Origin of the sequence: Symbiopectobacterium sp., assembly GCF_051710365.1 — a bacterium.
GTDB lineage: Bacteria > Pseudomonadota > Gammaproteobacteria > Enterobacterales > Enterobacteriaceae > Symbiopectobacterium.
The window spans coordinates 1-5,744 of record NZ_JBPETA010000188.1 but is presented as its reverse complement, the minus strand read 5'-3'; the positions used below and the strand labels follow the sequence as shown (position 1 = coordinate 5,744).

Here is a 5,744-nt window from a genome sequence, read left to right as displayed (position 1 = left end):
CCTTGTTATAGGAGGGCCAGTTAGTGATTTTAAAATTTTGTTTTGCCATGGAGACCTGATTTTGAAACAACTATGGTGATCTGTTCCGATGATTACCCAAACTTTCTATTTATTCAACAAAGCCCAATATTGGGTGACGGCACATCGCGTTTTTTTAAATCGTCTTTACTTTCCACTTTCACTCGTCCGTTGCGGTCAAAATCGCGTTTGGGGGTCGAAAGCTCGAATTTCAGCTTGTCCAGAAACGGACAATCTTTATCGATACTGATTAGCTGATCGTCGGTAAAACTTTCCCGCTTTTCTTTACCGTTCACGACATTAAAAGTATTGCGGAACCGATCTGCCACCAGCCACCACGCCTGTGCTTTCAGGTTGGCGAAAAAATCTTTATTGGTGATGCCGGGCTGATATTCGTTATCCGGCTCATGTACATCCTGACCTGCATTAAACTTCTGATAACCGATAGCCTGGTAATTGCTATAGCCGCTATTTTTCCTAGACTCATTAATTTCCGCGAATTTAGAACCACAGGATGCCCCCACACCAATACTGTCATAGGTAATTTCAGCGACCCGTTTTAACGCTTCGCTATAGGTACGTTCACAGCTTTCCATCAGCGCATCCTCACGCGCTTTCCACTCATCAGCCCAGATAACAACAGAACCATGCGCAAACACGTTAGCGCACTTATCCGCGCCGCTGTCGGCAACATCAAAACCAATGCGCTTACGCCCCCGAGGTTCCAGACTCAGCGTCTTATGCGCATCAATAGCCGCCTCAATCCAGGACAGTTTGATGATTGCCGCATCATCATCGGTACGGGGAACGCCGAGATACACATGCTCAAACGCCTCAGGGTCACGCCGTTTAGCGGCAGCGATAACGTTTTTGATGGTGTCACTGAGAAAGGGGTTTTCATCGAAGTTGATTTTTCGCACCAGCGTATCCGCAGGAGGATCCACCACGAAATGTCGCCAGACAAAATCAGTCACCAGACCTGGGTTAAAAATAAACCAGCATTCTGATCCCTCTTTACGAATGGTCGGCTCTAACACCTCCCACTGAGCGAGCGTCATTGCGTGGGCCTCTTCATTCCACAGAATATCTACCGATTCCAGAGACTTTATTTCGACGATATGCCGCCACAGGCCATAAAAAATAAACTCACTGCCGGTAAAGCGATTGATGATCTTATTCTCCAGAACGCGAAAACGATGGCGTAAACCAAAACGCTCTATCTGAATTTTCAGCAGCGCATAGACCGATTCTTCGATTTTATTCTGGATCTGACGGGTACACAGGAAACGCAGACGGTAATTATCCGCCAGAAATATAGCGAACCCGGCAGCATCCCAGGATTTAGAAGAAGTGCGACCACCGTAAAGAACCTTATTCCTCGCTTTCGTCGTCCAGAACGGTCTCAGTGCCGGATTCAACGTCGGTCTGGATGTCAGAGTAGAAGTCATTGAGGTCACGCTCTCCATTGCCGTCGTTAATACCAGCATCACGACGCAGACGATCCGCCTCCAGTGATACCTTGTCAGTAGCGGCGATACGATAGTCGGTATCTGCGAATATTTTCCCAACAGTGGCCAGCGTTCCCGTAATGGACTCAATACGCACGGTATTGCGCATCATGGCTTTTTCGGCAGCGCTGATATTTTCCAGTAACGTTTTCTTTTGCTGTGGATCCTCAGTATCCTCAAGCGTGACCATCCAGCGCCCTATATTTTCAGCAGCAACAAGGTTACTGGCACGCAGCCGGAATAGTTCATCTTCCAACCTCAGCGCCTTCGCATCCTCGATCACCTCATCGCTTAGCAACAGGCGGCGGGCATACCCACCGTGCTTGAGTGCGAGCTGGTTACCAGGCTGGAATAGTGGGTGATTAGTGACGACTTTTCTGCGTACCGTTTCGGGTTTCGTTTCCTGCGGTGAATCGCCTTTCCCTTCTGCGTACTTTTCGCCATCGCCAGATTTAACGGAGCTTTGGTTGGTACGCACGCTGTTTTTTTGCGTACCGCTTTTGCGTACTTGCGTACCACTTTTCTTATTGCGTACCCAATCCAGCTTTGCAGCCTTTTTCCGTATGGCTCCCTCAGTGATGCCGTTGCCGTACTGTGCTGCTATTTCACGGAGGGACAACACTCCGGCCCGGTATGCCGACTCGATGGCCTCCCAGTCCGGTTTTGCCATGGTTATTTCCTTTCTTGACGTTGCGCTTCTATTTGCCGAATGCCCTGGATTTCGTCATTTGGTATCTTTCTTCAGGCGACGCCCTGCATTATTGCCACCATGTCGGGATCCATCTGGTCAATCAGATTCTGCCTTGCGTCCGAAAGCATGCCCTTGCGCCCGCCGACGCCCCACTTATTCATGGTTCGAGCACAAGCGCTTACTTCCCGCTTCTCATTTGCTATAAGTAAATCAAGGCGGTTGAGCATGGTCATGTTGCTAATGCCGCTCAGAATGGCCTCTCTGAAAGTTTCGTAAACATTGATCTCGAACTCCGGCTTAATCCATGCCGCATAGCGTATAGCCAGCAACTCGACACCCCAGATGCCTGGGCTATTCCCGCCGCGCACGATGCTAAGAGGTTGATTTTGTTCCAAAGCTCTTTTTTGTGCTTTGGCCTTAAGCGCCTTTATGAACCTTTTTACCTGAGCACTACGAATGAAAAGGCTCGGGCGCTGAGACTCATTAGCCTCACCTTTAAGAACGGCGGCGGCATGAAGATCGTTCAGGTTGTAACGCCCTTCGCCATCAACACGAACAGACACGCCATTTACTATTACAGTTGGATATTGCATCGTGTTTACCTTCTGTGGTGCGAGCCTGTTCGCGTAGACATGGGCAGCCGAGAGCGGAACGATGTGATCCACCGCCCTATCTCAGACTCACACTACGGAAAGCTCTCTAGTGAAGTGCACGCGAATGCACGGTTTGATTTACTACAGGCGAAAAAAAGCCCCACGTTTGCGAGGCCGGGAGTCTTTCAGGCTGCCAGTCGGTGTTGTTCTTCAATCAATGGCTGGCGATGGTTTTTGTTGAATATTCCCATCAGCGTGGCCTTGCGTTGTTCAAAGTCCCAGCCCATGCCAATGAATACTGTGTTGGCGCGTTGCAGTTCGGTAACGCAATGGATCTGCTCTGGCGTCAGATAGTCACGGATAGATTCTTTCTTACCTATTTCATGGTGGACTCGAAATTTTGCAGATGTCATACCAAGTGCAATGCGGTTTATTAAATCGGCCTCGTTGCTGAAGTGATGTGGCGCAATGGTTTTCCCCTGTGCCTCACGCTCGTGCTTGATGGCATCGGTCAATGGGCGGTACTCAAGTCGGGCTGTATTACGATTGATTTCAGCCAATGCCTTTTTCCGTTTAGCTTCGACAAACGTGTTATAAACCTGAATCTCAAACTTGGGTTCAATCCATGCAGCATAGCGAATGGCAACGAGTTCAAGTCCCCACACTCCGGGTTCAATTCCACCCTTGATTGTTTTCACCGAAGCTATTTTTGTAGCTTTGCTTAATTCATGAACAAACCGCTTAATTTGTGCGCTCTTGATGAAGTTGGCTGGACGCTGTGACTCAGTTGCTTTACCACCTTCAACGGCTGATTTATGTAAATCATTGAGATTGTAACGGCCAGCGCCATCTATACGAACATTGACGCCATTAAGTATAACTGTTGGGTATTTCATCACTATTTCCTTTTGGTGATAGAGCCTGCCTCGTAGACATGAGTGGCCCAAGAGGGGTTAGCGATGAAACCGCCACTCTGTCTCAGGCTCATATCCCGAAAGACTCTTGGTTTTATGCGCACGAGGATGCGCAGGCGAAAAAAAAGCCCGGATTAACGGGGTGGTTATTTCAAGCACTGCTCACGGACGTATTGCTGCAATCCGGTCAGTTGCTTTGTGATGGTTTCGATTCGCTCTCGGAGAGTGAAATAATCCCGTTCAGCGGTGTCACTAAGTCGGGCGCTGGTAGCATCATCCAGGCTGGGGGTGGAGGTGGTTTGCTTGATGACATTGACGCGCAGCCCGCACTTGCCAGCAGCAACACAGCGCTGCAAATCAGCCAGCTTGCTTTTAGCATCTGCGAGTTCTCCGGTGTATTTGGCGTCAAGTGCAGCAACATCACGCTGTCTGGTTTGCATGTCGGTGATTATCTGTTTTGCCAGCGTCAAATCGAGTTCGGCTTCACTGTACTTGTCGTGGTAGTAGTAGACGCCGAATGACAGTGCGGTAATGAGAGCAACGAGAACGGCGATCACTGTAGCCCTGATAGACATAGTTCACGCTCCTTCTCGCGCCGAGCAACGAGGCCAGGAAGAACTTTACCGCCGCTATATACCCAACGCGGGAACTGCTCACACGCTGCCTGAATTTTTCCGGCACGGAATAACTGGAACATGGTTGAAGCCTGAATCTTTGGACAGCCAGCATTAAAAGCAATGCTTACTGCTGCACTGAATGAGTTATCTGGCAATTTCTTACCAGCGGCGTATTTGTCAACGCAATTTTCAGCCTCAAGGATGTTTTTTTGCCAGTCTGCGGCAATCTGCTGGTTCGTCTTGCGGGTGCCATCAACAACGCCATGCGTATTGCCAATGCCATCAGTCAAAATACCGGCTGGGCATACGTAAGGGTCACGGCGGCACGATTCGGCATTGCCGATAAGCTCCAGGCCTGCTTTGTTGGTTCGCACCTGTCCGTTATTTATCACAATGCCGATGATCACACCCACGGAGCAAATTACACCCGTGGCAGTTTTACGTTTGCTCATCACGCACCGCCTTTTTCCCTCAACTGGTATTCCTTCCTGCGGTAGTACCAGTTGATAGCAAAGGTGCCAATAGTGCAGACCATACCGACAATAATCGCCCAATCACCGAGCGTTAACCCGGCCATTTTGTTTGCAAGCAACCATACGCTCTCTGTAGTTGATGCGGCGTAGGCTCTGGCAGAAGCGCCCAGCCCTATTAGCCCCGTCCCGGTTCCATATGAAAGCCTGCTGTAGATAGTGCTCATTCGTGTCATACCCTCACCTCCCGGCAGGGATGGCGATATCTTATTGAAAGGGAAATTGACATCCTCCCCGCCCTAAAGGACGGGGAGGATGTCAACGACTTGACTTGTATTGGAAAGGAATGACTTATCAAACATCTGAGGGAACTCCTCCATTTTGGGAAATGCTAATCCCATTACCTGCAAAGGTTGGAAAAAAAGTTCAGGAATGACGAACGATTGCTTTTACACCATCACTATTTTCATTACCAAATTGAAACTGCCGATATCTTAACTCTGTTATGGCTTTCTCCATTGCATTTAGCGCGGTAATGACAGAGCAAGACTTGAACTCAAGCGAAAATGTCTTAGGTGTGTCGCTATCTAGCCCTGCAAAAAGCGTACACCTGTGCTGGCCTATGTGATTCATTTCATTCCTCTGCCATTTTAAATGCATTGACACATCGTGTCCGAATCAAAACAGAAGGCCCCGGCATTAGCCGAGGCCTGAAAATAGAAAAGCCCCTGCATTTCTGCAAGGGCTTGAATGAGTGCCGCCGAAACTTAAGACTCACGAACGGCAACTTAGATATGATTATGGGTAAATGTGTACTAGCTCAGACCTGATCTGACAGTTACCGGTTATTTATACAGGTGTCTGTCAGATTAAATCTGGTTCAGATTTTTTTCTGCCCAGACCCGTTTACCATCAAGTAATGTTGCCATTGGC

6 protein-coding genes and 1 pseudogene are annotated in these 5,744 nt (G+C 48.9%); all 7 read right to left on the bottom strand.

The features are described 5' to 3' along the window. Nucleotides 1-125: 125 nt before the first annotated feature. A pseudogene (locus tag ACTBDZ_RS14360) lies at nucleotides 126-1,466 on the bottom strand (PBSX family phage terminase large subunit); the annotation flags it as partial. Further along, the gene (locus tag ACTBDZ_RS14355) at nucleotides 1,390-2,196 is read right to left on the bottom strand and encodes a hypothetical protein (protein WP_438815829.1); all 807 of its coding nucleotides are present in this window, start codon (nucleotides 2,194-2,196) and stop codon (nucleotides 1,390-1,392) included. The pseudogene ACTBDZ_RS14360 and the gene ACTBDZ_RS14355, both read right to left, overlap by 77 nt. 71 nt (nucleotides 2,197-2,267) lie before the next feature. Next, nucleotides 2,268-2,810 carry a KilA-N domain-containing protein gene (locus ACTBDZ_RS14350; protein WP_438815828.1) on the bottom strand — a complete coding sequence of 181 codons (543 nt, stop codon included), beginning with the start codon at nucleotides 2,808-2,810 and terminating at the stop codon, nucleotides 2,268-2,270. Nucleotides 2,811-2,995: 185 nt separating this feature from the next. Next, entirely contained in the window at nucleotides 2,996-3,706 is a 711-nt protein-coding gene (locus ACTBDZ_RS14345) for a KilA-N domain-containing protein (protein WP_438815827.1), read from the bottom strand. A 164-nt stretch (nucleotides 3,707-3,870) separates the two neighbouring features. Continuing rightward, nucleotides 3,871-4,299: a lysis protein gene (locus ACTBDZ_RS14340; protein WP_438815826.1), complete on the bottom strand. Its 429-nt coding sequence runs from the start codon at nucleotides 4,297-4,299 to the stop codon at nucleotides 3,871-3,873. After that, on the bottom strand, nucleotides 4,278-4,793 hold the full coding sequence (locus ACTBDZ_RS14335) for a lysozyme (protein WP_438815825.1): 516 nt from the start codon (nucleotides 4,791-4,793) through the stop codon (nucleotides 4,278-4,280). Before ACTBDZ_RS14335 ends, ACTBDZ_RS14340 begins: the two co-directional genes overlap by 22 nt. Continuing rightward, nucleotides 4,793-5,047: a phage holin gene (locus tag ACTBDZ_RS14330; protein ID WP_438815824.1), complete on the bottom strand. Its 255-nt coding sequence runs from the start codon at nucleotides 5,045-5,047 to the stop codon at nucleotides 4,793-4,795. Before ACTBDZ_RS14330 ends, ACTBDZ_RS14335 begins: the two co-directional genes overlap by 1 nt. Between the last annotated feature and the right edge of the window lie 697 nt (nucleotides 5,048-5,744).

Bases quoted from the DNA above. Each gene is read 5' to 3' on its own strand.
- ACTBDZ_RS14355 (WP_438815829.1), bottom strand. From the start codon at position 2,196: ATGGCAAAACCGGACTGGGAGGCCATCGAGTCGGCATACCGGGCCGGA.
- ACTBDZ_RS14350 (WP_438815828.1), bottom strand. From the start codon at position 2,810: ATGCAATATCCAACTGTAATAGTAAATGGCGTGTCTGTTCGTGTTGAT.
- ACTBDZ_RS14345 (WP_438815827.1), bottom strand. From the start codon at position 3,706: ATGAAATACCCAACAGTTATACTTAATGGCGTCAATGTTCGTATAGAT.
- ACTBDZ_RS14340 (WP_438815826.1), bottom strand. From the start codon at position 4,299: ATGTCTATCAGGGCTACAGTGATCGCCGTTCTCGTTGCTCTCATTACC.
- ACTBDZ_RS14335 (WP_438815825.1), bottom strand. From the start codon at position 4,793: ATGAGCAAACGTAAAACTGCCACGGGTGTAATTTGCTCCGTGGGTGTG.
- ACTBDZ_RS14330 (WP_438815824.1), bottom strand. From the start codon at position 5,047: ATGACACGAATGAGCACTATCTACAGCAGGCTTTCATATGGAACCGGG.